A 25,865-nucleotide genomic window follows, 5' to 3' on the forward strand; every position below is an offset into this window, starting at 1 on the left:
CCATAATACATGAAAAAAGCGATTCAATTTTTAAGTTTTAGCACTGTTCTATCTTTAGTATTTATAGCATGTTCCGCAGAAGATATTAGGAATATTGCCGATCCAAATGGAGAAAAGGGAACACCAACGCAAACTACAGAAGTTATTCCGATTGATATCAATTCAGACGGATTTGATTTTATGGCAAAAATGCAAGGTCATTGGGTGGGTAATAATCTGGTAATTAATGACGAGTACCCATTTTTTGCTTGGGATTACAGAGCTATTTCATCATCACATACTTTTGGTATTCACGAAGGAGGTTCTGCCGGTAATTTATTTACATCTTTTTTCGTAAGCAACTACAAGGGTAAACGAACTATTATGGCCAGAAATGGTGGTTTACTAAATGGCATTTATAGAACCAGTTACTTTGTATTGGATAAAGTAGAAAATAAAGATAACGGTCGTTATTATAGATTAGTAGATGCCATTGGAGGGGATGGTATTATGTATATGGAATTACGTTTTCCAAATAATACAGATAGCTTATATTTTAATTCTTATACCAGTGGCTTAGGAAATAGAATTCCTAATAGGCATATGACCTTTAAAGGTAAAAGGATGCATTCAGAATTAGCTGAGAATGCTGCATCCGCTACCGGATATCCACAAAATACAATAGATCCTGAACTTGATTTTACCAATGGTTTTAATAAAGATTTCCTATATGTAAAAGAAGGGTTGTCCCAAGCAAATTCCGCTACATTTTTAGCAGTTCAAGAAACGAACAATATTTTTGACCTAGCGCCACAATCAGGTGATCCATATATAATTACAGACCATCCAAGATTAGCGTACTTACAAGTTAATATAGATCGTGGTGCGTTAGACAACGACCAAACCCTACTGTTGTTTTTATCAAGAGATCCTTTTACGGATACGAATGGATATTTCACTTCAAACCTTAACGCTTTCAAAACAGCTTTACATTTTCCGGTGCTATCAATTAAAGAGAACCAATTTTTAATGACATACATGCACCCAGGAACGTATTATGTAACAGTAGTTGCAGATATAGATGGGGACTTCTCAATATCTGAAGGTGATATTACACATCCTCCACGTAAAGTAACCATAGAACCTTTAGCGGAACAGCAAATAACAATAGATAATATTACAATCCAAAACTAACCTGAAAATGCAAAAACATATTTTTAAAATTGTATTACTAGCTCTTGTTTTAGCGGTAATAAGCTGTACAAAGGCCATCATAGATGAAGGAGATAAAAGCACATTACCTCCAATAACGAAAACCGTCACCTATGAAGCAGACATTAAGTTAATAATGACCAATAATTGTATTACGTGCCATGCAGGTCCAGCACCTAATGCCGGGTTAGATTTGTCTAATTATCAAAACACCAAGTATTCAGCAGAGCAAGGTAGTCTTGTTGCTAGAATGAATAGCGCTACAAACCCTATGCCACCAAATGGGACATTATCACCACAAACACTTCAAATAATTGATAAGTGGATTACAGATAATCTTCCAGAAAATTAATCTTAATTATTACACTATGAAATATATAATTCTTCTTATGCTACTTGCATCAAACATAGTAATGGCCCAAAAATACTTTACAAAAACGGGCCTAACCGAATTTAAAGCTTCGGTAGAAAATTTTGAGCCTATAGAAGCCAAAAACGAAAGTACCACAGTAATCTTAAATACCGAGACAGGAGCACTTGCTGCATTACTTTTTATAAAGGCGTTTAATTTTGAAATAGCCTTAATGCAAGAGCATTTTAATGAAAATTATATGGATTCCGATAAGTTTCCAAAAGCTACATTCAAAGGGCTACTAATAGATTTTAACATGAAAAATTTATCTTCTGAAGAAAAAAAAATAAAACTTAAAGGTACTTTAACCATACGTGGAAAAGATAAAATAATTGATACTACGGTGACGCTAAAAAAAGAACAAAATAAAATAGTTTTGACTTCAGAATTTACCGTAAAACCTGAAGAGTTCAATATTGTTATCCCTGGTATTGTTAGAGAAAAAATAGCCAAATCCATCAACCTAAACTTACATTATGAGTTTGTCGAAAAAAAATAAACTAGTGCTATTCTTATTTACAATACTACTAATAGCAAGTTATACTGCATACAAATACATCTATAAACCTCACAAACCTATAGCAGAAAAAGCAGTAGCATTTTCAGGTTCTACAGATAGCTTTTTAGAAATAGTAAAAACAGATGTTGTTAAATGGCAAGACGTGGTTGTAGAACTAACAGGAACCATCACTTTAATAGATACAAAAGGTATTATGCTTAATAATAATAATATCTATTGTCAATTAGAGGATCGCACTGCAATTACAAATTTACAAAAAGGACAAACCCTTACTATTAAGGCAAGAATGATAGGCTATGATGACCTTTTAGAAGAGATAAAATTAGATCAAACCATTATAAAATAAATACTTAATGAAGCCATATTTATTAGCAATAACCATAATATTTCTAGGGATAAACTCTGTACGTTCACAAGAAGATTTATTAAATGAATTAGAACAAGTTACCCAAGAAGAATCTTACGAACAACCCGCTTTTAAGGCGATGAAGATCGGAAACCTACAATCTACTAAAGTTGCTGCTAAAGGTGATATGTATATGTATGTTTCGCATCGTTTTGGAACGTTAAAAGATGGATTAACGACCTTTTTTGGTTTTGATAATGCCAATACTAAAATTCAACTGGTGTATGGTATTTATGATGGCATTCAAATAGGTTTAGCAAGGGAGTCCATAAGAAAGACATATTCATCACATATCAAAGCAAAAATAATTGGACAATCAAAAGATTTTCCTGTGAACATTGTAGGGTATGCAACTGCAAATATCAGAACAGATATAAGGAAGCAGCAATATCCCTTATTAGAATTTGGAGATAGAATGAACTATGCAACACAACTTTTAATTTCTAAGCGGTTTAGTAATAGTTTCTCTTTTGAACTAGCTCCAACCTACGTAAGGCAAAATTTGGTTTTAGAACCTTTTCAAAAACACGACCAAGTAGCTTTGGGTGCAGGTGGACGCATGAAGGTAAGCAAGCGTATGTCTGTAAACGTAGATTATGTATATAATCTTAGTAGACACAAAAACTCCATTTACAACAATCCGTTAACTTTTGGTTTAGATATTGAAACTGGAGGTCACGTTTTTCAATTACTTTTCTCTAACGCGCAATCAACTAACGAACCAGGATTTATTAGTAATGCCGAAGGTAAATGGTTTGAAGATGTATTTTTTGGGTTTAATATAGTAAGAGTATTTTAACCTCTAATTATTTCATTTGAACTAGGCTTACATAAACTTATGTAAGCCTTTCTATTTTCCTCTAATTCTACTTAAGGTTTCTTGAGAAATTCCGAGCATAGAAGCTATATGACCCAAATTAGCACGTTGTGTAATGGAAGGGAACGCCGTAGTTAATAGTGTATATTTTTCTTTCGCAGATAAAAAATAATAGCCTTTAAAAAAGTCATCAATTAAAGCCATTTGCTCTTCTAAAATTAATCTTCCAAAGCGTTCCAAAATTGGATATTTTAGATAAAGTTCTTGCCATTGGTCGTAAGACATTGAAATTAAAATAGATTCTTCTGTGGTTTCAATATATTCTGAAGAGGGTTTTCTTAAAATATAACTGTGCCAAGACGTAATCATTGTATTTTCAGGATAAATCCAATAGGTAATATCTTTGCCTTTTTGATAATGATAAGTTCTTGCTGTTCCTTTTTGTAAAAAATATAAACGTTCGCAAGTTTCTCCTTCCTTTAAAATAACCTGACCTTTAGAAACACTTTCATTGATTAATGCTAAAGCCCTAATCTCACTTTCTGCCTCAATAGAAAGGTTAATGTATTTCTGTATGTATAGTATGAATTCATCCATGGTTCAAAAGTATAAAAAGTCCGTTTAAAGTCATGAATTAATAGTTAAGTTTAAAACAATATAAACACTGATTTTTATATTATTCACACATTAAAACTTATATAATTAATCAACTTAGATCATAGCATTATAGCGGCGTTGACAAGATCTTTGAATGTTACAGCCTAATGCTTCAATAATTCACTCAAAGCGGTTAGAAAAATAGCGTTCATTCTTTTTATAATAACTAGTATATTCGTTTAATAATAGAACCGCACAATGTTATCCCTTGTCCCCCCCTTTACTATTGTATTCTGAAAACCTTATGGTACAAATTTTAAAAAGCAAAAAACCAATATCTTACGACATTGGGTTTAATTTTCTACGGAGAAAACTCTTCGTTTGAAAATATTTTCAAAGTTGCTTTAGGGTTAAGTACCACATAAAGATTTACAACAACTTTTTTAAACGTTTGGTTCTAAATGTCGTGTTTAGAGATGTAAACGACCATTTAAAGAACCATGGTTTTATTTACAATAGGGAAACAGATAATTGGAATTGAGCCCCACTAATGATTTGGCCTATGCACTTAATCCCCTACTCACTTTTAAAACTACTTCTAGAGCATTGTCCACTAATGGTAAGCGTACCGAAATTACTAAAAGATATACTTACCATTACACAAGGGTTTTCCAAAAAGAATCCTAAAGGCATTGTGGCGGATTTGCATACATTGATTCCAAGGCGGCTAGAACTAGCCAGTAAATTAAAAATACCAGAAAATATCATACATAAAATCCATAACGATCTGAAATCCCTGTAAGCTATGGACAAACAAGTACAAAACAATAACATCATCTACACGAGTACTAACGGCAAAACATCTGTTGCATTGTTTAAATGTGATGATAGTATGTGGGTTAATCAAAGATTAAGACCCTATAGTTATGACCGATTGCTAAGTATGGAAGGACATCCAAATAATACTTAATTATAATATTTCATAGAGTTTATACTCTCCTGATTTTCCTTTTAATAAGGTTGTATAAACTTTATATTTCGGGAATTTTTCTTTTATCATTTGATAAGCATCTTCTGAAAACAAAAGCTTAGTTTTAAATAATTTATTAGCCGTTTCTACTCTGCTGGCAAAATTAACATTATCTCCTATCACAGCCATCTTTTTCATTGAACCAAAATTTAGAGACCCTACAATTACATTTCCATAGTGAACACCAATTCTAATTTCATATTTTGTATTAAAATTAGCCATAAGGTAATTATTAAATTTCCTAAGCATGTGATGCATCTCCCTAATAGCCATAGTGGCATCTAAAACTGAATTACCATTTTCTTTATTTAAACCAAAAATTGCTAAAATTCCATCCCCTGTTACATCACTTATAAAACCATGATTATCTACAATGACCTTATTCATTATTTTATAATATCTATTAAGCACATGCATAGTATCATAAGGAGGAAATTTTTCTGCCCATGAGGTATAGTTGACAATATCAGTAAACACCATGGTCAATTTCTGTTGATTGCCTAAGGCTCCTTTAGAATTCTCGGAAAACTGTTCAAAAATAATTTCTTGATCCAATTCGTCAGAAACTATTCTTCTAATAGAAATATCACCTGAGACTTTTGTTTGACACGCTAACCTTACTTCCGAAGGAAAACTTAACTTATCAGCTATGAGTTGTTCTATTTTATTTCTTGTATTACAGTTTTCTATCCCTTTAATAACTCGAATTCTACATGTAGAACATTTTCCTGTACCACCGCAAGTATGGGAATGATTAATATGGGCTCTTAAAACAGCCTCTAACACTGTGTCATCTTCCAAACACTTAATTTCTGTATTCTCTTTAGATAAATAAATTTTATACTGTCTTATTTTTTTAATCATCTAGCTTCTTTTTTAATTATTTTCATCTTACCCTCTATAGAGAATAATTTTAAAGCATTGTTTCTGTGTTACATTCTTCTTACTTCATTAAGAATAGAAATAAAAAGTGGCTCATTGTAAAATTAATGAGCCACTCAGAAAAAACTACTATTTATCAAAAATACTTGCTAAAACATTTGATTTCTCACATATACTAATCTAAACATAACTTTGTAATGCTCCATTTCTTACCAATAAGTTATAATCTTAAATATTTTTAATTCCATGTTTAAATCGCATTACTATTTTAGCCACTCTTTCGCCTAAATACTCGCCTGTATTAATGTCGGACAAATCTGGTCCTTCTCCTGTTTTAGATTGCACTCCGGCTCCTAATTGATATCCAGTAGCATTTAATATATATTCTGATTCACCTGATGAATAATTACTCGCTTTAAAAACGACTTAGAAGAGTGAAACCCGTACATCCCAATATTAATCCAAAAGAGTGTAATGAAGTGTGGAGTTCGGACTACAAAGGGAAGTTCTTGATGTGCAACAAAATCTACTGTCACCCACTGACCATTGCCGATTCCAAAAGCCGATTTGTATTTACGGCCAAAGGGCATTATAAAGAAAACCTTGCATCGGCAAAGGCAGTGACCTCCTCCCATATTTAGGTACCGGTCATAATTAGAGAATCCGGGCTATTGACCTCCTCCCATATTTAGGTACCGGTCATAATTAGAGAATCCGGGCTATTTTCATTCTTTTCGATATACTCGTTGGGGGACATGTCCCCCAACGAGCTGTGCGGTCTAAATACATTATAGTCTTCCCTCCAAATATCGAACTTTTCCTGTGCATCTCCCAAGGAAAAGAACCAATTGGCATTCAAGCATTCGTCCCTGAACGAACCGTTGAAGCTTTCTATAAACGGGTTATCGGTAGGTTTACCGGGCCTTGAGAAGTCAAGTTCGACATTGTTTTCATAGGCCCATTTGTCCAATACCTTACTGATGAACTCACTTCCATTATCCACTTTGACACGCTTTGGCAGCACTTCGTTCCCAAAGGTAATCGCCTCCATAACTTGCACGACATCGCTTCCCTTGAGCGATTTTCCCGCATGGATGGCCAAGCACTTTCGACTATAGTTATCCACTACAGTTAAAGCCCTGAAACGGTTGCCGTTATAGAACTGGTCGCAGACAAAATCCATGCTCCAACATTCATTTAAACTAGAAGCGTTGCCCTCGCTTGGTTGTCTATGTGCGGCCGAACGGTTTCGTTTTGGGCGCTTGCTCCTTAAGTTCAGGCCTTCCTCGCAATAGACCCTGTACATGCGCTTGTGGTTGTCCATGAAGCCTTCCCTCCTTAAAAGGATATGGATCCGCCAAAATCCATAGCGTACCCTGACAGCGGCAATCTCGTTCATACGCATGCGTAACAGTTTATCGCTGCGCCGTCCCTTGGCCTTGTAGTAGAATACGCTCTTATGCAGCAATACGAGCTTGCAGCAACGCTGAACGGAAATATTGTACTTCATCCTGATATTACAGACCATCCCGCGCTTTCGGGACGGTCTCAGAACTTTTTTTTAAGAACGTCCTGTAAGATCTGTTTGTCCAGGCTCAGGTCGGCCACCAGTTTCTTCAACTGCGAGTTCTCCTCCTCGAGGTTCTTCAGCCTGCGCAGTTCCGATACGCCCAGCCCCCCATATTTCTTCTTCCAATTGTAAAAGGTGGCCTCGCTTACCCCCATCTTACGGCAGACCTCTTGGATACGGGTGCCCGTCTCTACCTGTTTGATCGCAAATACGATCTGCGACTCCGAATACTTTGATCGTCTCATAAGCAAATAGTTGTTTAAAGTTAAACATTTATTCGCCCGGTTTTCTCTAGTATTAAACGGTCCGGTTTAAAGGGAGGAGGTCAGTTATAAGGAAACGTGAGCCCCAAAAAGAAATAGTTAATAAATATAACCTCAAACCGACCTCAGATGGTTCTACAATATTCGCATCCATAATTAACATTGAATTAGAGAAATATTTAGAAATTCGTGAAGAGTACATTCAACCAGATAGTTTAGAAAATGTTGAAACTATTAAAAATAAAGTACAAATATATGTTTGGATGCTTTGGTTGATTTTATGGAGAAAAGACCAGAAAATTATCCAAATTGGTATCGACACTAGATATGAAGAACAAGGGTTTAGAAATCAACTTAGTGAAATTGAACCTTTAAATGAATGTTAGACTAATTTGATTAAATATTAAAAAAAGAACTGTCACCAAAAATGACACCTAAAAAAACAAAGCCCCGTAAACATTAGCTTACGGGGCTTTTCTGCGGAGAAAGAGGGAACGTAATCACTTAATTTTAACATTTCAAACACTACCCTAAAACGCTACCCAAACACCTTTAAATATTACTAATACCCTGTATTTATTTACCTAAGTACTAGTTAAATCAAATTAAGCCAAATAAAGATAAACTAACTTTTCAACGGTACGCATTACGGTACAAGTTTTTTTAAGTAGTTTTTTTACTTACTTTTGGTTTGCTTAATACTCTTTACAATGGCTACATTAAAATTTTACGTTAGGGGCAAACGTAACCCGTCTAAAATTGGGGTACGTTTTATGGTTGACGGATCAACAGATTACAGAATAACTACCCCTTTACAAGTCAACCCCCAACACTTCAACAACAATACGGGCAAAATCAAACACCTTGCACACGTCCAAAATAAGGATGCTTTACAAGGCAACTTAAAGGGTTTGGAAACCTACCTTTTAGACCAGTATAACAGTACGATGGCTAAAGGGGGCATTATAAACTCGCAATGGCTGCAAAGCTGCATTGATATACATTTTGATTTAATAGAGGTTACAGATAACAACTACCTAGAAAACTATTGCTCACATTATGTAGAAAAATTAAGGTTAAAAACCAATGACAAAACAGGCGGTTTGGGTGCATCAAAGGCGACCGTAACAAAGTATAATACCATTAAAAAGAAAGTGGCTGAATTTCAACGCCATACCCGTAAAAAGTATCGTTTAACAGATGTAAACCTAAAGTTTCGGGATGCGTTTCTAACCTATCTTTTAGAGGTTGATAAATTAGGGCGTAATACAGCGGGGCGGTATCTAAAGTTTCTCAAAACCGTTTGTTTGGATGCTCAACGGTCGGGTTTTAAAGTTAGCCCCGAACTATCACAAGTAAAGGGTTTTAGGGTAGAGGTCAAAAAAATATATCTCAACTTTAAGGAACTAGAACAAATAGAAACAACTAACTACCAAAGCGAACTTTTAGAAAATGCAAAGGACTGGCTAATCATTGGATGCTATATAGGGCAAAGGGCGGGCGATTTACTGCAATTAACGAACGAAAATTTGAAGACCAACGGTAGACTAGACTTTATAGAGTTGGTACAACAAAAGACCAAAAAACGGGTTTCTGTTTTAGTCCATCCCAAAGTAAGGGATATACTAGATAAGAGAAACGGACACTTTCCCACGCCATACAGTACCAATATAGGTAGTGCAATGACCATTTTTAACCGTCTTATTAAAAAAGTTTGTGCCAAAGCCGAACTAAACGAAATAATTGAGGGTGCAAAGGTCAACGAAAAGACCAACCGGAAAGAACAGGGTAATTTCCCAAAGTCCAAACTAGTAACCTCCCATATTTGCCGACGTTCTTTTGCTAGTAACTTTTACGGTGATATGCCAACAGCATTACTTATTAATGTTACTGGACATTCAACCGAAAAAGAGTTTTTAAACTATATAGGAAAGACTAATACAGACTATGCCGAACAAATGGCAATGTACTGGAATATTCAAAGCCAAAAGCAGGAAAAAGAAACCGTTTTAAGGGCAGTTAAATAGGGTTTAAATATGGATTTAACAGATACCCGGAACATTGATTTTTCGACATTAGATATTGATAAGTATTTGAAATGGCTAAAAGAAGAATACTATTTATTTAGCCGTGTTTGGGAACTCCCATTCTTAGATCGTAGAATTAATAATTTACTACTCGATAAGTTTAGTGCAAACAGCCATTATATAGCAACGAGAGGTCTAAAACTACCCAATAGAATTGAGGGGCTATATGATACTAAAATAAAGTATCTAAAGGAATTGGCGCAACCATTGAGGGAGTTACCTATAAGAGTTATTTTCTTCAAATCCGTTAAACATGGTAAGTACCCAAATAAAAAATACGGCTTTTTCACTTCGGTGGAATTAGAAGAAATAAGAATTGATACAGAGCATTTTAATTCTTTGCTAAAAACACTTAGCAACACTTGGAAACCCTTGTTTATAGACGAACTTGAAAAAGATTTTGCGAAATCCCCATTTCCTAGAATAAACTACTATCGCAATAAAGCTATTGCGATTAGAGAAAAACAAGATAGATTTGTATACTTACCACAAATTTTACAAGGTAATTTTATATACAACCTCAACGACTTTAATGAGTGTTCAGACTTCTTTTTAGAACTTTCTGTTATATGGGAAATATCATATTTAGAAAAAGAGATTACAAGATTACAAAGCCCAAATAAAAAGACTAATCATACTTTATCCTTAAACCCAAATTTTGAAGATAGGAATTGGCAAATAAGTACAATTTTTGAATCGAGTAAACCTTTGTTTAATTCAACAATTGAACAATGGGAAAATTTATTCTCTGACAATATTGTATTATTTGATAAACCAATTGAATTAAAAAAGGGAATAAGTAAGGCGGATTTAAGGTGTTTCATTGATGAATTAAAACACTTTGGGCTTATACGTACTGGGTCATTTCTAAAAACATTACAAAATGTAAACGCATTTTCTATAAACGGTAAAATCTTAACTGCTTACGATTACAAAACAGCAAATAATGGTAAAAATTACCCAAATACACGCAATCGAAATAAAATACTAGATGTTTTCTCTGCTTTAAAAGTGTAAGATTGATAAAATTTAAAATTTGCCTTTCTGCTTTGGGCAAATTAGACAAACGCACTTATTAACACATTTGCACCATACAAATAATAAAAATGTATGGTTATGCAAATCACAAAAACAGAAATACAGGGCATTGAAGCAAGTACCCTGTTAACTCACTTTCAAACTTTAGAAACACATCTTTCCGACCTCCTACAAGCGGTTAAACCTCAACCTGACACCCAATTATTAACCCGTCAGGAAGTTGCTAAATGGTTAGATGTTTCATTGCCAACGTTACACGCTTGGACAAAAAACGGTATTCTACAATCATACCGTATAGGTAACAAAATCCGATATAAAAAGAATGAGGTTTTGAATGCTCTACAAAGCATTAACCCGCAATAACAAGGCTATGAATCTAAACGCAAAAATTAGCCATGTGGTTGCTGTACTAGATGAACTTGCAACTATTGGGTATATGACAAATAAACCCGAAAAAATGCAATCTATAGAACTTATACAGAGCATTTTAAAAGGTTTCCATTTACCCAGTAAACCAACAAAGGCGGATTATACTATACAGGCATTAAAACTACTTGCAGATGTTAAACCAAATAACTTAAATATACAATTAGTTGCGATTGTCTCTTTAGCGGAAAAAGCCCTTACGGAACTTCATAACCAGTACGCAAATACTATTTAACTGCGAATGATTGACGGGGTTAAAATAGACGTACCTAACCTTTCGGGCTATGAATGGCTATCTAATGATTTGCTAGATTTTTACACGTATACAAATACGAAAACGGGCGAATTGAAAGACGGCACACAAGTAGCAAAATACAAGGGCTTAACGTTTATTATTACCAACTCAATAAAGTACCAAGGCGTTACCTATTGTAGCGTAAGGGGTTCGCTGCATAAGTATTATAATAAAGGAGAAACCAACGCTAACGACTTCACCATTTATCAGTTAAAAGAGGTTATAAACGACCTATACAAAAAATTTAGCATCAACCCCAAAATAGCACTTTTAAGAAACGTTGAGTTTGGGGTTAATTTGTATACCACTATTACAGCAAAAGCCATTTTAAATAACCTTGTGGCACTTAATAGCGACCCTTTTACAGATTTCAAAGCTAACGGGCAAAAGATTGGTAAGACAATAGCAAAACAACGGTACACCCTTAAAATTTATAACAAAGGAAAACAAGAGGGATTAAAACCGCAAAACCTTTTGCGGGTAGAAATAGCGGTTAAAAAAATGGACTACCTAACCAAGTATAATATTAAGACGTTGGACGACCTCCTAAAGATAAATAAGGTGCAACCGTTGGGGATTTTATTGGCTACCTATTGGACTAACTCCATATACTATGATAAACAATTGAATTGGAAAGGTCTAACCGACTATGAGCGAAAAAAGGTGTTATACTATGCCACGCCCCGAAACTGGGGGGAATTTACACCTAAGCAAAGGTTAAGAGCAAAGCAACATTTTGATAAAATACTTTCCCTGTTTAGCACAACATTAACCCACGGAGAAACTTCCCATTTGATAACTAAAAAATGGCATGAACTAACAGCGGTAAAGTGTCCACGTTTGAACCACGATATTTTAAAAAATAGAAGCAAAGATGTGTCCATGTTTGACCCGTTAGAATACACGGTTAAAACATACCCAAATCATTTTATCCAAAGTGAACTAAAAAAAGTCGCAAAAATGAACGAAAAAAAACCAATGATTTCAGAAACTAAAACAATGGCTAAAAAGGGTAATCTATGCCGAACGTGTGCAAAGGATATATCTAACAAAAAAACCACCGCCCTGTATTGCTCTAAAAGGTGTAATAATAGTTACCAAGCAACACAACGAAAAAAGATAAGGCACAACTTAAAAATATCAGAAACTCCAATTGTAAAATTTCATATTAATAACCTCCTTAACACACGCCTTAATTTATTGATTGAGTATAGGCATAACGGAATTTGTGAAGCTGTACAGCTAACCCAAAACGAAATAAACGCCCCATACTATTGGGTTCAAAAAGTTATAAAAGCAACTATAAAGGACACGGGGGAAACACTAACAAGTCATAGAGCAAAAAGATTAATTAACAGTATATCCAAATTAAACCATATCCAAAATGAAAGACACTAAAAGACGATTTACAAAACAGCAAAACCACAATTTAAAACAAAAGTTTAAAAGTGATTTTACAACTGGGCTTTATTCTATTGAACAACTAGCAAGAAATTACAATGTAGGTTTTCGGAAACTCTTAAAATGGAAACACGAGATTTTTGGAAAAGGCAGTATAAAACAAAAAAGAATGTTTCAAATGCACCTTTCGGGATTACCAACTAAAGCAATAGCAAAATTCTTTAATGTTCCTATCTCACAGGTACATAGAAGCATAAGAGAGCATAACAACACCCAAAAAACATAAATATGAACAGTTATAATATATCCGATTTATTCAAAATTGCATTTGGGTTAACAGTTGATCCATACAACATATCGACATTAAACAAGTCAATACAGGATAATCAAAAATATAAGGGAATTACACTTTTGCCTACCGAAAAAGTAGAGCGATTAAGCCATCTTGGTACGCCTATATTGCACCCTATCAAATTTGAAAAGGGCAATTATAAAACCTATAACGAAAAAGGCGAAATTATAATGACCGGGTTAAGTGATTTGTATTTACCACCTACCACCTTAGTTGATTTTAAGAGGGCTAAAATTTTAAGTAGGTCAACCGCAATACAGGGAGTTGGTACAGTAAAAGAGTTGTACGGTTTTGATGATTGGAAAATAAGAATTAGAGGGCTATGTTTAAATACACCTAGCAATACTGCAAGGCAACAAATAAATGAATTATTAAAATGGGAAAAAGTAGCTAGCGGGGTTGATGTAGTAGCAAAATTCTTTAACGACAAAGGAATTTACAGCATAGCAATAGAAAGTATAGAAATAAAGCAAATTGCGGGTAAACCAAGTGTAATACCCTTTACTATACTTGCAGATAGTACAGATAATGATTTGCAACTAATAGAGACAAAACCCTCAAATTAGCTAAAGATTAGTCTCTAATGGCGACATTTTCAATATAGGGGTACAGTTGCTGTAATTGCTTAAAAAGTGCGTTTAAACGTCTTAAAATTGTTCGTTGTTAATTAGTTCAATATAGTACCATTGAGGTTGTATTTAGTACCGTTAAAAACATAAAAAACACCTTTACCATGCCAAAAAATTTAAAACTGGACACCCAAAAAGCCTATAGATACTATTGTTTAGGCTTAAACAGTAAGGAAATAGCAAAATTACTAGATTGTAGTTTTAGAACAGTACAAAACTACATGAGTGCTGAAAATTGGAAAGAAAAAAAAGCCAAACTTAAAAAGTCTAAGTGATTAGAAAAAAAGTATTGATTATATTTATAGATATAAAATCATTTAATTTAAAAATAATAAAATGACCAAAAGTTTTATAGACCAAGTAAATATTATAGAACAATTTAGCGATAACTATAGTATAGAAGAAATGAGCATTATTAGAGAGGAACTAAGAAAAGATATTCACCAAAGATTAAAAGAACTTAATAACGAATAAATTATTGAAATTATGAAACAGCCAAACAGACCAACACCTCCGACAAGACCAACACCTCCGACAAGACCGACACCTCCGGCAAGACCGACACCACCTAGTCCAAGTAGGAACAATCCCCCTACACCAACTCCAAAGCATAACCCTACACCGCCCCCCACAAGAGGGAATCCAAGACCTCCTAAAAAGTAAATAGAAAAAAACTCATTAGAGTTATTAATCCTATAAACATTAGCACTACACTTACTATTGTAAAATTATTAGTATAATTACTATATTTTTCTGCATTGTCATCATGTACTTTTATTTCAATTTTCTCTTTTTTGTTGATTTTATTGCCCGCTTTAATCTCGGTATCGCACATTAAATAGTCCTGTTCGTTTGATTTTCGACCATAAATTTGGCTAACAAAATTAAAGCAGATAGCCAATACAAATAGGATTCCTGAAATTTTCACAAGACATGATGTCGCCATTTCATTATCCCTTAAATACTTTATTGTCTCTAAGCAAACATAAGTTCCCGCTCCGCTAATGGATATGGTAAGCAAATCAATTCTTTGAATACTATATATTAAGCCCTCATACGAAAGTCTTCTTCTTTCCTTTAAATCTTCCATTGTTTCAATTTATGCTATTAAATATAAAACAAAAAGAGGTTAAGATAACTTAACCCCTTTTTCTGCTTAATACTTATCAAATGGCTTTATGATAAGTTTACCAAATATAGTTTTTATTTCAACTTCAAAAAATAGGTTATTCAGTTTCCAACGGTACGCATTACGGTACAAGTACTAAAAAATTAAACCTCAACTATCTGAAAATCAGATTGTTGAGGTTTTTAATTGCGGAGAAAGAGGGATTCGAACCCCCGGAGGTGTGACCCTCAACAGTTTTCAAGACTGCCGCATTCGACCACTCTGCCATTTCTCCTGAGTGCTCATCAGGTATTACCTGAATGCGGGTGCAAATATATAAAGGTTTTCTAACCTAAGAAAGCCTTTTCTTAATTATTTTTAAACTTAGTTTTTCCTAAACTTTTATAAAGAAATGAAAAGGTTGAAATTCAGTTATTTATTACCTTGCCACGATGATAAATTCACTTGTAAGTATCCTTATTCCATTCAAAAATGTTGAACGTTATTTTGAAGAATGCCTTAAATCTATCCAAAATCAGACCTATAAAAACTGGGAAGTAGTTGCCGTAAACGATAATTCAAGCGACAATAGTTTAGTGATCGCAAACAAATTTGCTGCAGTTGATCAAAGATTCAAGATACTTTCTAATAATGAATCTGGTATTATTACAGCACTAAGAAAAGCTTACAAACATAGTAGTGGCAATTTTATTTCTAGAATGGATGCAGATGACCACATGTCCCCAGACCGCATTGAAGTCATGGTCAATTCATTAATACAAGAAAGAAAAGGTAGTCTAGCCGTGGGTAAAGTCAAGTATTTCTCAAGAACCGGTGTAAACGATGGTTATAACCGTTATGAGAAGTGGTTAAACAAATTGACAGCAACTGCAGACAACTTTAACGAGATATACAAAGAGTGCGTAATACCTTCCCCTTGCTGGATGGTCCATAAAGAAGACTTTGAAGCTAGCGGTGCTTTTAACCCAGACCGATATCCTGAAGATTATGACCTTGCTTTTCGGTTTTATGAATTGGGATTAAAGTGTATACCCTGCACCACTACTCTACACTATTGGCGTGATTATGATAACCGAACATCGCGCACTAGCGAGCATTATGCTCAAAACTATTTTTTAGATATTAAACTACACTACTTCTTAAAATTAGAATATAAAAAAACAGAAAAACTGGTAGTATGGGGAGCCGGTAAAAAAGGTAAAACGATAGCTAATTCCCTTGTAGAAAAAAACATTCCCTTTCAATGGGTCTGTGATAATGAAAAGAAAATTGGAAAAGATATTTATGGTGTTCGGCTAAACCACTACTCTGAACTAAAAGACATAAAAAATGCTAAAACTATTATTACCGTAGCAAATGAAGATGATCAAACTATGATCAAATCGTTCTTTGCAGCATTGGGACAAATACCAGCGGTGGATTATTTCTTTTTTTGCTAACTGTATTCAAAAAATAATAGTTGTTTTCTCACGAACTTCTAATTTCAAAATAATTATCTTTGCCCTAATCAAAATTAGGAATGCAATTTAAATATCCAGAACTTCTTTGGGGTCTTTTACTACTAGTTATTCCTATATTAATTCACCTATTTCAATTACGCCGATTTAAGAAAACCCCTTTTACCAATGTAAAGTTCTTAAAACAAGTAGTATCCGAATCTAGAAAAAGTAGTCTATTAAAGAAATGGTTATTGCTATTTACCAGAATGGGCTTACTAGCTGCATTGGTTCTTGCATTTGCCCAACCATTCATTGCAAACGAAACAGCTCTTCAAGAAAAGGAAACTGTTTTTTATCTGGATGACTCATTTAGCATGAAAGGGCAAACTGAAAACGGCAGCTTGTTCAAAAACGCCATTCAAGATTTTATCAAATATGTCCCTTCCGATCAACGGTTCACACTATTTACCAACAAACAGGTATTTAAAGATGTAATTATAAAAGACATTCAGAACAACTTATTAAATCTCTCCGTTGGTTCAGAACAGTTGGGAATTTCTGAAATTATACTGAAAGGAAAAACCTTCTTCACGGATAATGCAGCAGCCCAGAAAAATTTGGTACTTATATCTGATTTTCAACGACAAATGGGCGATTTATCTATTGTAGACTCAACCAACAACATCAATGTTCAGTTTATAAAACCCAGTAATGCAATCATCACCAACACAGCTATAGACACGGTCTTTATAGCGGAGCGCAGTATTGACAATATAGAATTAGTAGCACGGTTATCTACAAATTCTGAAGAAAAAACAATACCTGTTTCACTATATAACAATGATAAGCTAATAGCAAAAACAGCCGCTAATTTTGATGGAAACAAAAAGGCTGATGTACAGTTCACCATACCTGCAAATGACAGTATCTTGGGTAAGGTAACCATCATGGATACCGGATTGGATTATGACAATCAATTTTTCTTTAACATTGACAAGAAATTGAAAATTAAGGTATTGGCCATTGGTAATTCGTCTATAGATTACTTAAAACGTATATATACCGATGACGAATTCAGTTTTACCAGTAGTACTTTAGAGCAATTGAATTATAGTACCATTGAAAATCAAGATTTAGTAGTTTTGAATGAAATATCAAAATTACCAAACTCGCTTATTACCGCTTTAAAATCTTTAAGCGCCAACGGAGGTAGTTTTGTATTGATCCCTGCCATAAACGGTGATATTACCTCATACAATCTATTAGCAACCACCTTTAATGGTTGTCAGTTTACAAATACAATTTCGCAAGAAATGTCAATTGCAAATGTAAAAACGGCGCATACATTATTTAGAAATGTATTCGATAAACAAGTTTCAGATTTTCAATTTCCAAGTGTTCAAGAACATTTTAAGTTAAAAACAAATGCATCGGTAGCACTCGCTTTTCAAAATAACGAACCGTTTTTAGTGGGTTCGCAAAAAGCTTATTTCTTTGCAGCGGCAATTAGTAGCAATAATTCTAATTTCAAGAATTCACCCCTTATCGTTCCCGCATTTTATAACATGGGTATGAATAGTCTAAAACTACCTCCCTTGTATGCAACAATTGGTAACCATACAGAAATAGAACTACCTATCACCCTACAACAAGATGATATCATTAAAATAGCGAATGATACAAATGAGTTTATTCCCAAGCAACGTGTACTACCTAATAAGGTGCAAGTTAATTTCATAGAAAACCCAAAAGAAGCAGGCATCTTCAGAATCTTGAATAATGACAAAACTATTAGGCACATCAGCTTTAATAACAATAGAAAAGAAAGCGAGTTAGTGTACGCTGAACTACCAAATGACAATAGCAATACATCGGTATCAAATTTCTTTTTAGAAAATCAAAAAAACAATGCTATAAACGAGTTTTGGAAATGGTTTGCTATTTTAGCACTGGCATTTGTTTTAATAGAAACCGCACTACAAAGAATTATAAAATAAACTATTAACGAACCTCTCATAACCCCATGAATATACTTTTAAAATCTGTTACTATAGTAAATGGGAGTACTAAAAACCTTCATTTAAAAGAGAAGGACATTCTTATTAAGAACGGACTTATAGAAGCTATTGAGACCACAATTGAGCCTAACGGTAAAACAAGGGTTATTGAAATAAATAATTTACATGTTTCATTAGGATGGTTTGATAGCGGAGTTAGTTTTGGAGAGCCTGGTTATGAAGAAAGAGAAACCATTGAAAACGGACTGCTAACCGCTGCCAAAAGCGGATTCACAGATGTCATCCTAAATACCAGTAGCCATCCTACACCAGATTCTGCTTCTGATATAGTCTATCTAAAAAATGCCGGTAAGGACCAATTAACGAATTTGCATCCTTTAGGAAATTTAACGGTACGAGGTGAAGGAGAGGTATTGGCAGAGCTTTATGACATGAAGAATGCCGGCGCCTTGGGATTTTATGATTATAAACACCCAATGACAAATGCCAACCTCTTAAAAATAGCCCTACAATATGCTCAAAATTTTGACGGAATGGTATTTTCTTTTCCTTTAGATAAAAGCATATCTGGAAAAGGAATTGTTAACGAAGGAATTACCAGTACCAAATTAGGCTTAAAAGGAATACCTGCCTTAGCAGAAGAATTACAAGTAGCAAGAGATTTATTTGTACTGGAATATACAGGCGGAAAGTTATTTATTCCCACTATTTCAACCGCAAATTCGGTAAAACTCATAGCCGACGCAAAGAAAAAAGGATTACAGGTTTCTTGTAGTGTTGCTGCCCATAATCTGGTAATTACGGATACCGCATTAGAAGATTTCGACACAAAATACAAGGTAATGCCACCGCTACGTACAGCAGCAGATATAAAGGCATTACACAAAGGGGTAAAAAACGGAACTATAGATTTTGTGACCTCTGATCATACTCCATTAAACATAGAATTAAAGCATGTTGAGTTTGATAATGCTAATTTTGGCACAATAGGACTAGAAAGCATATTTGGTATGCTAAACCAACTTTTTAATGTTGAAGAAACCGTTGAATTACTAACCAAAGGACGTTCTATTTTTGGAATGGAAGAACCACAATTAGAAGTTGGACAAGAAGCAAACCTCTCCCTATTCACCACAAATGACACTTATAAATTCTCTCAAGGTCATATCTTTAGTTCAAGTAAAAATTCAATCGCAATTGGTAAGCAAATAACAGGAAAAGTAGTAGGCGCCATTGCAAACAATCAAATAGTTTTAAATAAGTAACATGGAGAAATCTCCCCAATTACCCGGAAAAACAACCGCCATTGTGGCTTACCTTACAATTGTAGGAGCACTAATTGCAATTAGTATGAATTCCGAACCAAAAGACAAATTTGCTCGTTTTCATATAAGACAGGCTTTCGGACTTCATATAACCTTTATTGGTTTTGCAATATTCAATGCACAATGGGGTAATGCGTACGGCTTTTATGGACTTTATATATTTTATATTGTACTTTGGTTTTATGCCTTTTTAGGCCTATTGGCCTACAAAGAACAAGCGGTTCCTGTTTTGGGACCTTATTTTCAAAAATGGTTCACTTTTATAAATTAATATAATGACAACAGCTCCCCTATCTTTAGAACATATTATAAGACCTTCTAGCCTTACCGATAAAAAACCACCGGTACTTTTTATGTTACATGGCTATGGTAGTAATGAAGAAGATCTATTTTCTTTTGCACCAGAATTGCCAGAAGAACTATGCATAATAGCTGTTCGTGCACCTTGCATTTTACAACCTTATGGTTATGCATGGTATGCCATTAATTTTGATGATGAAAAAGGCAAATGGAGCGATGATGATCAAGCCATAGCATCGCGCGATAAAATCAAGAACTTTATTGAAGAAGCTTGTGCCACCTATGGGTTAGATGAAAAAAACGTAAATCTTTTAGGCTTTAGCCAAGGAACAATTCTTAGTTATGCCGTTGCCTTATCCTATCCAGAAAAAGTAAAAAACATCATTGCTTTAAGCGGCTACATTAATGAGACTATTTTGACAGACTCATATACCCAAAATAATTTTGACAACCTTAATTTCTATTGTTCTCATGGCGATATGGATCAAGTGATTCCGGTAGATTGGGCTAGAAAAGCTCCAGATTTATTAAAAAGCCTAGGTATAAAACATATATATGAAGAGTTTCCTGCAGGGCATGGTGTTGCCCCACAGAACTTCTATTCCCTTAAACAATGGATTTCAGATAAAATTTAATTGCTACGTGTGTAAAGTAAGTGGTCTACCAAGGTAAAGTCTACCCCAAGGTCATCTTTCAATTCGTATTTAATTAGTAATTCCCCCCAATATTTACCATCAGAAAAATCAGTAAGAATCCATTTATGGTTCAGAACTTTAATTTTATTAATTTTAAAATCATTCTGCATTCCTTCATATGGTACTAATGGGTTATCGCCTTTTTGCGCATTAGTTTCCAATAACTTATCAGTAACATAAGTTGTAGGATCTTTTAAATCTAAGTGCTCAAAATAAGCAAGGGCATCATCATTATTTTCTAATGAAAAATATTGCATATCCAATACCTTCAAAGATGATTGCTGAACCGAGTCTTTTAACGTTGCTACTTGATTTTCCAACTTTGTAATTTTTTCTATACTAGACTTTGATTTTTTCGCATAATCCTTAGACATATTATTACTGCTTACCATTAAGTATAAACAGATCAAGGATACAAATAGAAATAAATAAAGATATATTTTACTCTTCATAATTATATGGTGATTGTTAAATTATCGTATGCCAAATGTACATTATTCGGCAATATTTTTTCTACTTCGTCATGAAAACCAAGCAGGTGACTTATATGTGTCAAGTATGCCTTCTCTGGACTAATCTCCCTTATAAAAGCAAGTGCTTCTTCTAAATTAAAATGAGAAATATGTGGCTCTATCCTTAAGGCATTTACAACAACGACTTTAGAACCTTTTATTTTCTTCATTTCTTTTGGCGTAATCGACTTCACATCGGTTAGATATGTGAAATCTCCAATTCTAAATCCAAATACCTGCAATTTGTTATGTAGTACATTAATGGGTATAACTTCTTTATCTCCAATTTGAAAAGGTTTGTTATCCGCTATCAAATTTACATCAACCGTTGGCGCTCCAGGATATTTATTCTTTTCTTGAAAAATATAATCAAATCTCTTTTTTAAAGATTTCACCACCCTGTTATGGGCATATATTGGAATATTTCCCTGTCTGAAGAAAAAAGGGCGAATATCATCTAAACCAGCAGTATGATCTGAATGTTCATGAGTGTATAATATACCATCAAGATGGTTTACCTGCTGTGTTAGCATCTGCTGACGAAAATCCGGACCACAATCAATGACATAATTGTAACCATCCCAAGAAAGTAAAACAGAAACCCGTAATCTTTTATCCTTTGGATTATTACTTAAACAGACCGGATGAGTACTGCCGATAATTGGAATACCTTGAGAAGTTCCCGTTCCTAAAAAAGTAACACGTAAATTGTTTGTCATGTATTACAAATTTAATTCCTTTTTAATAAAATTGGTAGCTGAAAATTATAAGATCACTGTATTTAAAAGGTAATAAAAACAATAACCGAAACTTATTCCATTTTTTTGCGGCTATTGCCCTTTGTCACAACCATTCTTTATAACTTTGTTAAAAGATAAACAGGTAAAAAATGGCATCGGTATTAAAAAGAGATAGTGTCTTTGAAAATATTCCCTCTATTAAAGCAAAAACCTTACGTATAAATCTGAATCCGGATATATATGGAACTTTCGCTGAAATTGGCGCCGGACAAGAAACCGCTCGTCATTTCTTTAGGTCTGGTGGTGCATCTGGTACTATCGCCAAGGCGATGAGTGCGTATGATAAAGATTTCAGTGATGCAATATATGGTATTGAGTCTGACGGGAGGTATGTAACCCAAGCGAGATTAAAAACAATGCTAGATTATGAAATGCAATTGATGGAGGAGCGTATTAGTCGCGATAACCATCCTGATAGATTGTTTTTCTCCTATGCCAACACTGTAGCTACCATAGATTTCTCTAAACGTTATAAAGGCCACGGATGGATCGGAATTAGATACCAATTAGATCCTACCCAGAAAGAATATGATGAAATTATTCTTCACATTCGCTTTAAACAGAATGAAGCAAGGTTGCAACAAGAAACATTGGGTATTCTAGGTGTAAATTTAATTTACGGAGCCTTTTACAAGTACCACAAACCAAAGAAAATGTTGAAATATCTATATGATCATATAGATAAAGATACGTTAGAGATTGATATGATCAACTTCTCTGGCCCGAATTTCAAAGAAGTGGACAACCGTTTAATGAGTTTACAGCTTATTAAAAATGACATGACAGATGCTGTAATGTTCGGCCCTGACGGTAATAACTTATTACCTGCGGCAGTTCTTTACAAGAAAAATATTCTTGCTTTGCGTGGTAGTTTTAGACCCGTAACCAAGGTGAACTTAGATATGTTTGAAAAGTCTTATGACATTTTCATTCGTGATAAAGGGGTAGATCAGAACAACACCATTGTTATATTCGAAATAACACTTTCTAACTTGAAAGCTTCTGGTGAAATTGATGAGCAAGATTTTATGGATAGGGCTGAGTTGCTTTGTTCCCTTGGCCATTCTGTAATGATCTCTAAATTTCAAGAGTATTATAAATTGGTTGAATACTTTAATAACTATACCAAAAATAGAATTGGTTTAACCATGGGTGTAAATAACCTAGTGGACATATTTGATGAAAAATACTATCGTCATTTAAGTGGTGGTATTTTAGAAGCATTCGGTAAATTATTCTTTAAAGATTTACAGGTATATCTATATCCAATGAAAAATGCAGATACCGGTCAGATAATGACTAGTAACAATGTAAAAGTCCACCCACGTATGAAGGAACTATATAAGTTCTTTAAGTACAATGGTAAAGTGATGGACATCATAGATTACGAACCAGAAGTAATGCATATTTTCTCTAGAGATGTTCTTAAAAAACTAATGAATAACGAAGAAGGTTGGGAAAAAATGCTCCCAGAAGGAATTGCTGAAATCATTAAACAAAAGCAATTATTTATGCGTAAAACCGAGGAGCAAGAAACTGAGTAAAACCTTAATTTACAAAGCTTTACATACAAAAAAAACGCCCATTTAAAATGGGCGTTTTTTATTTTGCAACACACTTAAATTCAATCTAATAACTGAGCAGCGTGGTCTTTTGTTTTTACTTTGTCAATTACCTTGGTAACAATACCATCACCATCAACGACAAAAGTTTTTCTATGGATACCATCATATTCACGACCCATAAATTTCTTTAGTCCCCATACACCAAAAGCATTAATTACAGTATGATCTTCGTCTGCCACTAACGGAAAAGGAAACTCATATTTATTTCTAAAGTTGGTCTGTCTTTTTTCAGAATCTGCACTTACCCCTAAAAGTTCATAACCTTCAGATTGTAATTCTTTGTAATTATCCCTTAAATTACATGCTTCTGCCGTGCAACCGGGAGTACTTGCTTTAGGATAGAAAAAAACAATTAATTTCTTACCGGCATAATCCTCTAATTTAACTGTATTTCCATCTTGGTCCTTTGCAGAAAACGATGGTACTTTATCACCAACTTTTAACGTATTCATAAATGAAGTTTTATAAATTTGTGTTTACTTATTTACAATCGAAATTAATCAATTAATGACGAAAGCCGAAAAAATAGCTTTTACAATTTCTACCCTTAAAGAGTTGTATCCAGAAATTCCTGTGCCATTAGACCATAAGGATCCATATACACTATTAATTGCGGTTTTAATGTCGGCACAAAGTACAGACGTTAGAGTTAATAAAATTACGCCCCTCCTATTTGCAAAAGCAGACAATCCTTATGACATGATCAAATTAAGCGTTGATGAGATTAGGGAAATTATAAAACCTGTTGGCCTGTCCCCAATGAAGGCAAAAGGAATTCATGGGTTATCGCATATTTTAATTGATAAACATAATGGTGAGGTACCAAAGGAACTAGAATATTTAGAAGAATTACCAGCTGTTGGGCATAAAACGGCTAGTGTTGTTATATCGCAAGCTTTTGGTGTACCGGCTTTTCCTGTAGATACACATATTCATAGATTATTATATAGATGGGGCTTTACAAACGGAAAAAATGTGGTGCAAACAGAAAAAGATGCCAAACGTTTATTTCCTAGAGAGATTTGGAACGATCTTCATTTGCAAATTATCTGGTATGGTAGAGAATATTCACCTGCTCGAGGTTGGGATTTGGAAAAAGATATTATCACAAAAACTATTGGTAGGAAAACAGTACTTAACGACTACTATAAAAAGAAAAAAACCCGGTAAAACCGGGTTTTTTTATTAGTTTAAAAATGTTTCGAAACTTAAATTGTCATGTTCAAATTCATAAAGGGCCTGTGAATAGCTCAATAAGAAGTTGATTGTCTTAGGACAAACTTTCTTAAATTCTGTCTGTTCTTGGTAATCTGAGTAAATTTTTTCCATACTTCCTACGTTGTTACAATAAAATAACGCAGCAAATTTAGAAATATTGTTTAATTCATTTTCTACTCCAAATTAATTGGTAAGAACTATATTATTTTTTTCAATAATTTTTCTAAGGTTAATTAAAGCATAACGCATTCTACCCAGTGCAGTATTTATACTAACCCCCGTATTTTCAGATATCTCTTTGAAGCTCATATCTTTATAAATACGCATTAAAAGTACCTCTTTTTGGTCATCTGGTAACTCTTCTACCAATTGTCTTAGATCAGTATCTATTTGATTTTTTATCAATTGCTTTTCAGCATTCAACTTATCATCTCCAATGACCGAGAAGATATTAAAATCATCGCTACCTTCAAACATTGGCATTCTTTTGTTTCTTCTAAAGTGATCTATAATAAGATTATGTGAAATTCTCATTACCCAAGGTAAAAATTTACCTTCCTCACTATACTTGCCTCTTTTTAAAGTTTTAATAACCTTTATAAAAGTATCTTGAAAAATGTCTTCTGTGATATCCCTATCTAAAACCTTAGAATAGATAAAACTAGTAATACGTTGATTGTGTCTGTTAATTAAAATTTCAAGGGCTCCTTCATTACCGTTGATATAATCTTTAACTAATTCTGAGTCTTCAATTTGTAGTTTCATACGAGTTACTTTCTTTAATTGGTTAAGATTGGGGTAATCCTTTTAGTTAATTGGTTTATTTTTTAATTCTGATATAAAACTAGAGAAAAGGGGGACTGTGCAAAAAAGTATGTTGTCAAACCT

Annotated in this window: 31 protein-coding genes and 1 tRNA gene; 23 read left to right on the forward strand and 9 right to left on the reverse strand. The window is 33.9% G+C overall.

Annotated features, from left to right (window positions below):
- The first annotated feature begins 9 nt into the window (after nucleotides 1-9).
- The 5 genes from BW936_RS10845 to BW936_RS10865 are packed head-to-tail and all read left to right on the forward strand — an operon-like array spanning nucleotide 10 to nucleotide 3,328.
- Nucleotides 10-1,173, forward strand: coding sequence for a hypothetical protein (locus BW936_RS10845; RefSeq protein ID WP_076548432.1), 1,164 nt, complete (start codon nucleotides 10-12; stop codon nucleotides 1,171-1,173).
- A gap of 7 nt (nucleotides 1,174-1,180) precedes the next feature.
- On the forward strand, nucleotides 1,181-1,543 hold the full coding sequence (locus BW936_RS10850) for a c-type cytochrome (protein ID WP_076548433.1): 363 nt from the start codon (nucleotides 1,181-1,183) through the stop codon (nucleotides 1,541-1,543).
- Between the two features lie 16 nt (nucleotides 1,544-1,559).
- A complete protein-coding gene (locus BW936_RS10855; protein WP_076548434.1) occupies nucleotides 1,560-2,102 on the forward strand; it encodes a YceI family protein in 543 nt (180 codons plus the stop codon).
- Nucleotides 2,080-2,469 (forward strand): hypothetical protein, encoded by a 390-nt coding sequence (locus tag BW936_RS10860; RefSeq protein ID WP_076548435.1) that lies wholly within the window; start codon nucleotides 2,080-2,082, stop codon nucleotides 2,467-2,469. Before BW936_RS10855 ends, BW936_RS10860 begins: the two co-directional genes overlap by 23 nt.
- Nucleotides 2,470-2,476: 7 nt before the next feature.
- Nucleotides 2,477-3,328 (forward strand): DUF5777 family beta-barrel protein, encoded by an 852-nt coding sequence (locus tag BW936_RS10865; protein WP_076548436.1) that lies wholly within the window; start codon nucleotides 2,477-2,479, stop codon nucleotides 3,326-3,328.
- A 51-nt stretch (nucleotides 3,329-3,379) separates the two neighbouring features.
- Here BW936_RS10865 and BW936_RS10870 read toward each other — a convergent pair whose 3' ends face one another.
- Nucleotides 3,380-3,943: a Crp/Fnr family transcriptional regulator gene (locus BW936_RS10870; protein ID WP_076548437.1), complete on the reverse strand. Its 564-nt coding sequence runs from the start codon at nucleotides 3,941-3,943 to the stop codon at nucleotides 3,380-3,382.
- Between the two features lie 805 nt (nucleotides 3,944-4,748).
- Between BW936_RS10870 and BW936_RS19630 the strand changes: the two genes are divergently transcribed.
- The gene (locus tag BW936_RS19630) at nucleotides 4,749-4,913 is read left to right on the forward strand and encodes a hypothetical protein (protein ID WP_159439015.1); all 165 of its coding nucleotides are present in this window, start codon (nucleotides 4,749-4,751) and stop codon (nucleotides 4,911-4,913) included.
- Here BW936_RS19630 and BW936_RS10880 read toward each other — a convergent pair whose 3' ends face one another.
- Nucleotides 4,914-5,837, reverse strand: coding sequence for an adenylate/guanylate cyclase domain-containing protein (locus BW936_RS10880; protein ID WP_076548439.1), 924 nt, complete (start codon nucleotides 5,835-5,837; stop codon nucleotides 4,914-4,916). It lies immediately after the preceding gene.
- A 452-nt stretch (nucleotides 5,838-6,289) separates the two neighbouring features.
- On the opposite strand from BW936_RS10880, the gene BW936_RS19495 reads away from it, so the two are divergent.
- Nucleotides 6,290-6,496 carry a hypothetical protein gene (locus tag BW936_RS19495; RefSeq protein WP_143744121.1) on the forward strand — a complete coding sequence of 69 codons (207 nt, stop codon included), beginning with the start codon at nucleotides 6,290-6,292 and terminating at the stop codon, nucleotides 6,494-6,496.
- Nucleotides 6,497-6,543: 47 nt separating this feature from the next.
- On the opposite strand, the gene BW936_RS10890 is transcribed toward BW936_RS19495, so the two are convergent.
- Nucleotides 6,544-7,670, reverse strand: a protein-coding gene (locus BW936_RS10890; RefSeq protein WP_394333586.1) for an IS3 family transposase whose coding sequence is annotated in 2 segments (ribosomal slippage) — nucleotides 6,544-7,418 and nucleotides 7,418-7,670 — 1,128 coding nt in all. Because the reading frame shifts where the segments join, the coding sequence is not laid out codon by codon here.
- Between the two features lie 728 nt (nucleotides 7,671-8,398).
- On the opposite strand from BW936_RS10890, the gene BW936_RS10900 reads away from it, so the two are divergent.
- The 9 genes from BW936_RS10900 to BW936_RS19635 all read left to right on the forward strand — a co-directional run bounded on the left by BW936_RS10900 (nucleotide 8,399) and on the right by BW936_RS19635 (nucleotide 14,390).
- Nucleotides 8,399-9,715 carry a phage integrase SAM-like domain-containing protein gene (locus BW936_RS10900; protein WP_076548443.1) on the forward strand — a complete coding sequence of 439 codons (1,317 nt, stop codon included), beginning with the start codon at nucleotides 8,399-8,401 and terminating at the stop codon, nucleotides 9,713-9,715.
- Nucleotides 9,716-9,724: 9 nt separating this feature from the next.
- Complete coding sequence (locus BW936_RS10905; RefSeq protein WP_076548444.1) at nucleotides 9,725-10,792, forward strand: hypothetical protein; 1,068 nt, start codon at nucleotides 9,725-9,727, stop codon at nucleotides 10,790-10,792.
- A gap of 99 nt (nucleotides 10,793-10,891) precedes the next feature.
- Nucleotides 10,892-11,176, forward strand: a complete 285-nt coding sequence (locus BW936_RS10910) for a helix-turn-helix domain-containing protein (protein ID WP_076548666.1) — start codon at nucleotides 10,892-10,894, stop codon at nucleotides 11,174-11,176.
- Nucleotides 11,177-11,183: 7 nt separating this feature from the next.
- Complete coding sequence (locus BW936_RS10915; protein ID WP_076548445.1) at nucleotides 11,184-11,474, forward strand: hypothetical protein; 291 nt, start codon at nucleotides 11,184-11,186, stop codon at nucleotides 11,472-11,474.
- A 6-nt stretch (nucleotides 11,475-11,480) separates the two neighbouring features.
- Entirely contained in the window at nucleotides 11,481-12,932 is a 1,452-nt protein-coding gene (locus BW936_RS10920; RefSeq protein ID WP_076548446.1) for a hypothetical protein, read from the forward strand.
- Nucleotides 12,919-13,221, forward strand: coding sequence for an aminoacyl-tRNA hydrolase family protein (locus tag BW936_RS10925; protein ID WP_076548447.1), 303 nt, complete (start codon nucleotides 12,919-12,921; stop codon nucleotides 13,219-13,221). The genes BW936_RS10920 and BW936_RS10925 overlap by 14 nt, the downstream gene beginning before the upstream one ends.
- Before the next feature lie 2 nt (nucleotides 13,222-13,223).
- Nucleotides 13,224-13,853, forward strand: a complete 630-nt coding sequence (locus tag BW936_RS10930) for a DUF6046 domain-containing protein (RefSeq protein ID WP_076548448.1) — start codon at nucleotides 13,224-13,226, stop codon at nucleotides 13,851-13,853.
- A gap of 167 nt (nucleotides 13,854-14,020) precedes the next feature.
- The gene (locus BW936_RS19500; protein ID WP_143744125.1) at nucleotides 14,021-14,191 is read left to right on the forward strand and encodes a helix-turn-helix transcriptional regulator; all 171 of its coding nucleotides are present in this window, start codon (nucleotides 14,021-14,023) and stop codon (nucleotides 14,189-14,191) included.
- Between the two features lie 61 nt (nucleotides 14,192-14,252).
- The gene (locus BW936_RS19635; protein ID WP_159439016.1) at nucleotides 14,253-14,390 is read left to right on the forward strand and encodes a hypothetical protein; all 138 of its coding nucleotides are present in this window, start codon (nucleotides 14,253-14,255) and stop codon (nucleotides 14,388-14,390) included.
- A gap of 178 nt (nucleotides 14,391-14,568) precedes the next feature.
- On the opposite strand, the gene BW936_RS10940 is transcribed toward BW936_RS19635, so the two are convergent.
- Both BW936_RS10940 and BW936_RS10945 read right to left on the reverse strand, forming a co-directional pair.
- On the reverse strand, nucleotides 14,569-15,006 hold the full coding sequence (locus BW936_RS10940; RefSeq protein ID WP_076548450.1) for a hypothetical protein: 438 nt from the start codon (nucleotides 15,004-15,006) through the stop codon (nucleotides 14,569-14,571).
- A 228-nt stretch (nucleotides 15,007-15,234) separates the two neighbouring features.
- Nucleotides 15,235-15,319, reverse strand: a tRNA-Ser gene (locus BW936_RS10945).
- Between the two features lie 157 nt (nucleotides 15,320-15,476).
- On the opposite strand from BW936_RS10945, the gene BW936_RS10950 reads away from it, so the two are divergent.
- From BW936_RS10950 to BW936_RS10970, 5 genes are all read left to right on the forward strand, one after another.
- Nucleotides 15,477-16,484, forward strand: coding sequence for a glycosyltransferase family 2 protein (locus tag BW936_RS10950; RefSeq protein ID WP_076548451.1), 1,008 nt, complete (start codon nucleotides 15,477-15,479; stop codon nucleotides 16,482-16,484).
- Nucleotides 16,485-16,564: 80 nt separating this feature from the next.
- Nucleotides 16,565-18,481, forward strand: coding sequence for a BatA domain-containing protein (locus BW936_RS10955; protein ID WP_076548452.1), 1,917 nt, complete (start codon nucleotides 16,565-16,567; stop codon nucleotides 18,479-18,481).
- Between the two features lie 26 nt (nucleotides 18,482-18,507).
- Nucleotides 18,508-19,767, forward strand: coding sequence for a dihydroorotase (locus tag BW936_RS10960; RefSeq protein WP_076548453.1), 1,260 nt, complete (start codon nucleotides 18,508-18,510; stop codon nucleotides 19,765-19,767).
- Nucleotide 19,768: 1 nt separating this feature from the next.
- A complete protein-coding gene (locus BW936_RS10965) occupies nucleotides 19,769-20,098 on the forward strand; it encodes a hypothetical protein (protein WP_076548454.1) in 330 nt (109 codons plus the stop codon).
- Between the two features lie 4 nt (nucleotides 20,099-20,102).
- On the forward strand, nucleotides 20,103-20,762 hold the full coding sequence (locus tag BW936_RS10970) for an alpha/beta hydrolase (protein ID WP_076548455.1): 660 nt from the start codon (nucleotides 20,103-20,105) through the stop codon (nucleotides 20,760-20,762).
- On the opposite strand, the gene BW936_RS10975 is transcribed toward BW936_RS10970, so the two are convergent.
- Together BW936_RS10975 and BW936_RS10980 are read right to left on the reverse strand one after the other, a co-directional pair.
- Nucleotides 20,759-21,274, reverse strand: coding sequence for a hydrolase (locus tag BW936_RS10975; protein ID WP_076548456.1), 516 nt, complete (start codon nucleotides 21,272-21,274; stop codon nucleotides 20,759-20,761). The genes BW936_RS10970 and BW936_RS10975 overlap by 4 nt on opposite strands.
- 2 nt (nucleotides 21,275-21,276) lie before the next feature.
- Nucleotides 21,277-22,053: an MBL fold metallo-hydrolase gene (locus BW936_RS10980; RefSeq protein ID WP_076548457.1), complete on the reverse strand. Its 777-nt coding sequence runs from the start codon at nucleotides 22,051-22,053 to the stop codon at nucleotides 21,277-21,279.
- A 170-nt stretch (nucleotides 22,054-22,223) separates the two neighbouring features.
- Between BW936_RS10980 and BW936_RS10985 the strand changes: the two genes are divergently transcribed.
- Nucleotides 22,224-23,678 carry a nicotinate-nucleotide adenylyltransferase gene (locus BW936_RS10985; protein WP_076548458.1) on the forward strand — a complete coding sequence of 485 codons (1,455 nt, stop codon included), beginning with the start codon at nucleotides 22,224-22,226 and terminating at the stop codon, nucleotides 23,676-23,678.
- 80 nt (nucleotides 23,679-23,758) lie between these two features.
- Here BW936_RS10985 and bcp read toward each other — a convergent pair whose 3' ends face one another.
- Nucleotides 23,759-24,211, reverse strand: a complete 453-nt coding sequence (bcp, locus tag BW936_RS10990) for a thioredoxin-dependent thiol peroxidase (protein ID WP_076548459.1) — start codon at nucleotides 24,209-24,211, stop codon at nucleotides 23,759-23,761.
- A gap of 55 nt (nucleotides 24,212-24,266) precedes the next feature.
- Here bcp and BW936_RS10995 point away from each other — a divergent pair, with 55 nt between their 5' ends.
- Nucleotides 24,267-24,929 (forward strand): endonuclease III domain-containing protein, encoded by a 663-nt coding sequence (locus BW936_RS10995; protein ID WP_076548460.1) that lies wholly within the window; start codon nucleotides 24,267-24,269, stop codon nucleotides 24,927-24,929.
- A 231-nt stretch (nucleotides 24,930-25,160) separates the two neighbouring features.
- Here the strand turns inward: BW936_RS10995 and BW936_RS11000 are convergent, their stop codons facing one another.
- Nucleotides 25,161-25,742 (reverse strand): RNA polymerase sigma factor, encoded by a 582-nt coding sequence (locus tag BW936_RS11000; protein WP_058103181.1) that lies wholly within the window; start codon nucleotides 25,740-25,742, stop codon nucleotides 25,161-25,163.
- Between the last annotated feature and the right edge of the window lie 123 nt (nucleotides 25,743-25,865).

It is taken from the genome of Maribacter ulvicola (assembly GCF_900155985.1).
Taxonomy (GTDB): Bacteria; Bacteroidota; Bacteroidia; order Flavobacteriales; family Flavobacteriaceae; genus Maribacter; species Maribacter ulvicola.

Excerpts from the sequence above, each read along its gene's own strand:
- BW936_RS10845 (WP_076548432.1), top strand. The coding sequence starts at position 10 with ATGAAAAAAGCGATTCAATTTTTAAGTTTTAGCACTGTTCTATCTTTA.
- BW936_RS10850 (WP_076548433.1), top strand. The coding sequence starts at position 1,181 with ATGCAAAAACATATTTTTAAAATTGTATTACTAGCTCTTGTTTTAGCG.
- BW936_RS10855 (WP_076548434.1), top strand. The coding sequence starts at position 1,560 with ATGAAATATATAATTCTTCTTATGCTACTTGCATCAAACATAGTAATG.
- BW936_RS10860 (WP_076548435.1), top strand. The coding sequence starts at position 2,080 with ATGAGTTTGTCGAAAAAAAATAAACTAGTGCTATTCTTATTTACAATA.
- BW936_RS10865 (WP_076548436.1), top strand. The coding sequence starts at position 2,477 with ATGAAGCCATATTTATTAGCAATAACCATAATATTTCTAGGGATAAAC.
- BW936_RS10870 (WP_076548437.1), bottom strand. The coding sequence starts at position 3,943 with ATGGATGAATTCATACTATACATACAGAAATACATTAACCTTTCTATT.
- BW936_RS19630 (WP_159439015.1), top strand. The coding sequence starts at position 4,749 with ATGGACAAACAAGTACAAAACAATAACATCATCTACACGAGTACTAAC.
- BW936_RS10880 (WP_076548439.1), bottom strand. The coding sequence starts at position 5,837 with ATGATTAAAAAAATAAGACAGTATAAAATTTATTTATCTAAAGAGAAT.
- BW936_RS10900 (WP_076548443.1), top strand. The coding sequence starts at position 8,399 with ATGGCTACATTAAAATTTTACGTTAGGGGCAAACGTAACCCGTCTAAA.
- BW936_RS10905 (WP_076548444.1), top strand. The coding sequence starts at position 9,725 with ATGGATTTAACAGATACCCGGAACATTGATTTTTCGACATTAGATATT.
- BW936_RS10910 (WP_076548666.1), top strand. The coding sequence starts at position 10,892 with ATGCAAATCACAAAAACAGAAATACAGGGCATTGAAGCAAGTACCCTG.
- BW936_RS10915 (WP_076548445.1), top strand. The coding sequence starts at position 11,184 with ATGAATCTAAACGCAAAAATTAGCCATGTGGTTGCTGTACTAGATGAA.
- BW936_RS10920 (WP_076548446.1), top strand. The coding sequence starts at position 11,481 with ATGATTGACGGGGTTAAAATAGACGTACCTAACCTTTCGGGCTATGAA.
- BW936_RS10925 (WP_076548447.1), top strand. The coding sequence starts at position 12,919 with ATGAAAGACACTAAAAGACGATTTACAAAACAGCAAAACCACAATTTA.
- BW936_RS10930 (WP_076548448.1), top strand. The coding sequence starts at position 13,224 with ATGAACAGTTATAATATATCCGATTTATTCAAAATTGCATTTGGGTTA.
- BW936_RS19500 (WP_143744125.1), top strand. The coding sequence starts at position 14,021 with ATGCCAAAAAATTTAAAACTGGACACCCAAAAAGCCTATAGATACTAT.
- BW936_RS19635 (WP_159439016.1), top strand. The coding sequence starts at position 14,253 with ATGACCAAAAGTTTTATAGACCAAGTAAATATTATAGAACAATTTAGC.
- BW936_RS10940 (WP_076548450.1), bottom strand. The coding sequence starts at position 15,006 with ATGGAAGATTTAAAGGAAAGAAGAAGACTTTCGTATGAGGGCTTAATA.
- BW936_RS10950 (WP_076548451.1), top strand. The coding sequence starts at position 15,477 with ATGATAAATTCACTTGTAAGTATCCTTATTCCATTCAAAAATGTTGAA.
- BW936_RS10955 (WP_076548452.1), top strand. The coding sequence starts at position 16,565 with ATGCAATTTAAATATCCAGAACTTCTTTGGGGTCTTTTACTACTAGTT.
- BW936_RS10960 (WP_076548453.1), top strand. The coding sequence starts at position 18,508 with ATGAATATACTTTTAAAATCTGTTACTATAGTAAATGGGAGTACTAAA.
- BW936_RS10965 (WP_076548454.1), top strand. The coding sequence starts at position 19,769 with ATGGAGAAATCTCCCCAATTACCCGGAAAAACAACCGCCATTGTGGCT.
- BW936_RS10970 (WP_076548455.1), top strand. The coding sequence starts at position 20,103 with ATGACAACAGCTCCCCTATCTTTAGAACATATTATAAGACCTTCTAGC.
- BW936_RS10975 (WP_076548456.1), bottom strand. The coding sequence starts at position 21,274 with ATGAAGAGTAAAATATATCTTTATTTATTTCTATTTGTATCCTTGATC.
- BW936_RS10980 (WP_076548457.1), bottom strand. The coding sequence starts at position 22,053 with ATGACAAACAATTTACGTGTTACTTTTTTAGGAACGGGAACTTCTCAA.
- BW936_RS10985 (WP_076548458.1), top strand. The coding sequence starts at position 22,224 with ATGGCATCGGTATTAAAAAGAGATAGTGTCTTTGAAAATATTCCCTCT.
- bcp (WP_076548459.1), bottom strand. The coding sequence starts at position 24,211 with ATGAATACGTTAAAAGTTGGTGATAAAGTACCATCGTTTTCTGCAAAG.
- BW936_RS10995 (WP_076548460.1), top strand. The coding sequence starts at position 24,267 with ATGACGAAAGCCGAAAAAATAGCTTTTACAATTTCTACCCTTAAAGAG.
- BW936_RS11000 (WP_058103181.1), bottom strand. The coding sequence starts at position 25,742 with ATGAAACTACAAATTGAAGACTCAGAATTAGTTAAAGATTATATCAAC.